We start from the raw sequence: 2,340 nt of genomic DNA, 5'->3' as shown, positions 1-2,340 counted from the left end.
TTACCCGAAATCTGATTTATTCAACAAAGCCCATCATAATACCCATATCGGGAAAATATATTTTTATAATTCATCTCATAGCTTTTTTTAGTTTGTATGTCACTGAAAAAGAAACTTTTAGTAGGTTTGTAAAATGTGAAAATTGAAGTCATTCTTGTTAAAGAAAATTGATCAGTATTGAGCAAGCATAAAGCATTACTAAATTTTATGGATTTTTCTTTATCATACCATGGAAAGTCTCTACTAAAATTAGAACTAATAATTTCCCACAAATTACTCAATGAATAGTTGTAATCATTGTGGTTTAAGAAACTTTTCCCACCATCCAAACTCGTTCTTTTAATTTTTAAAACACATGATTTATGATCAAATAAATTATACCCCAGTGCATGGCAAACTTGTACAACGGTCAATTTAGCTTTTTCATCGACTGTTGGGCAAAGCTCATGTCGGTAAAATTTATCCGGGTACTTTTCGTACCAGTAAGCAAGTGCTCTTGCATTTTGTGATAAGGAAAGTAATCTTCTAATTGCTTTCTTTGCAACTGGTATCATAACTCGTGGAATCCATTTGATATTAGGGCCATACCCTTTTACCGAATAAAATCTCAACCCATATCTTTCGATACCCTTGCCATCTATTTGTGTAATCTCACAATCAGCAGGTAAGGCTAAAATCTCAGAGATTCTGCTCGGACAACAAAGTAGAAGTGCAAATACTGAACTTGTGAACTTATCCCTTGGACTCAGTAGCTCATCATTTTGAGAAAAAATATCAGCAATAGCGAGCAATGCCTCTTCATCTGGTAACTTATCGCTTCGGTGATAATCCTCAATCTCAGGAAGATAATTGTTTTTGACTTTCTGTTTTACATGGTTTTTCCATGAGATATATCCTGATTTCACAAGATTATGTTCATATAGAAACTTTGATATTTTTTCAAGCTGTATTCCACATTTAGCCAAAACGTTACCTTCAAAATATTTACTCCCGATCTGCATTGCCTCATCGAAAACAACGGCTGTAACATTATAAATGAGACCAGTGTTCTGAACCTGCAAAAGGGCCTGTTCGAGGCATCGCAAAGCCATCATAATAACCCCATAATTTTTTAATGGTTTCAATGAGTGTTGATATCTGATATATGCTTTCGCAAAATTGATATAATCTTCGTGCATTGCATCAATGGAATCAAAGACTTTATTTCCAACCCCTATTTTTCTAAATGTGACATATCCTTTCCATGCATACTGCTCCCAATCCTGAGTTTGGGTTAGTCCGGGCAGTTGATAGCGACAAAATTTTATGAACTCATTATAATTTTCTTCTACAAGAAAATGTTTTTTTGATTTGAACAAAATAATATTATTCATAGTTGATTCACCTCACTGCGCTCAATCGGAATAAAAAACATACATTGATTGCAAGGAAATCCTGAATTCTGACTCTGGCATCTACTTGAAGAAAAAAATTTGAAATGACTACTCTTTTTAGATTTGATTCCGTTCATAAAAATATCAGCGACAAATGACAATTGTTCTGAAACAGCGGAATCAATCCTTTCAACACTGTCAGCATGATTTTTAATATAAATACCCGCACTTGAAGTAGAGGAATGATCCAATAACTCAGCTATAGTATTAACATTATGCCCATCCTTAGCCAGCATAGTTGCTATTGTATAACGAAGCCTACGAGGAGTAATATTTAGTATCGAACCGGTACGGTTGGATATTATATTCCCATTATTAACAATACCTTTCAATGCTACATTAGCAATTATAGGCTTCGCATATAATTTATTATATTCCAGAAGAATTGAACCTGTTATGGATAAATCTGAGAGTTTTTCCTCATTTAAGAAAATAGGAACTTCTCGTTTAGAATAATCATCAAGAGTTTTTCCAAGAGCTTGCTCAACGAGTTTCACTGATTGATTAGCTTGCAATTGAACAATTGATGCAACCTCTGATATTATTGCAAGTTCTCGATATCGTAGTTCTTTACCCCGTTGTTTAACTCGTGGCACTGAAATTACATATTCTACTTTGCCATTATCTAAGTTCTTTTGAAGAAGGTCTTTATATTTCAACATAACTAACTGCTGAGGTCTTCTACCTGTAAGGCTGATCAATAGTGATATTGCATAATGTGGCAGTGACAGTTCGCCTTTTCTATATGCATGATTCATAGCCTTAATCAAAGAAGTATGTTCTTCTTTAGTTAGTGGTCCCTCTGTTGGATCATCTTGAAGCACAGACTGACCAGATTTTTTTATCTTTAGGTCCAAATGATTTAACAGTTCTACCGGCTTTGTTGAATAAATCAGATTTCGGGTAA

1 protein-coding gene and 1 pseudogene are annotated in these 2,340 nt (G+C 34.1%); both read right to left on the bottom strand.

The window, feature by feature from the left end; translation table 11 throughout:
- Positions 1-32 precede the first annotated feature (32 nt).
- Positions 33-1,373, bottom strand: a pseudogene (locus tag HMPREF3178_RS10730) (DNA-binding protein); the annotation flags it as partial.
- On the bottom strand, positions 1,370-2,340 hold a 971-nt coding region (locus HMPREF3178_RS10725; protein ID WP_070585154.1), incomplete at its 5' end, for a tyrosine-type recombinase/integrase. The pseudogene HMPREF3178_RS10730 and the gene HMPREF3178_RS10725, both read right to left, overlap by 4 nt.

Source organism: Klebsiella sp. HMSC09D12, from assembly GCF_001808475.1.
In the GTDB taxonomy this organism is placed as follows: Bacteria; Pseudomonadota; Gammaproteobacteria; order Enterobacterales; family Enterobacteriaceae; genus Klebsiella; species Klebsiella oxytoca.
Note: the sequence above shows the minus strand (reverse complement) of the source record. Positions and strands in the feature narration are given on the sequence as shown.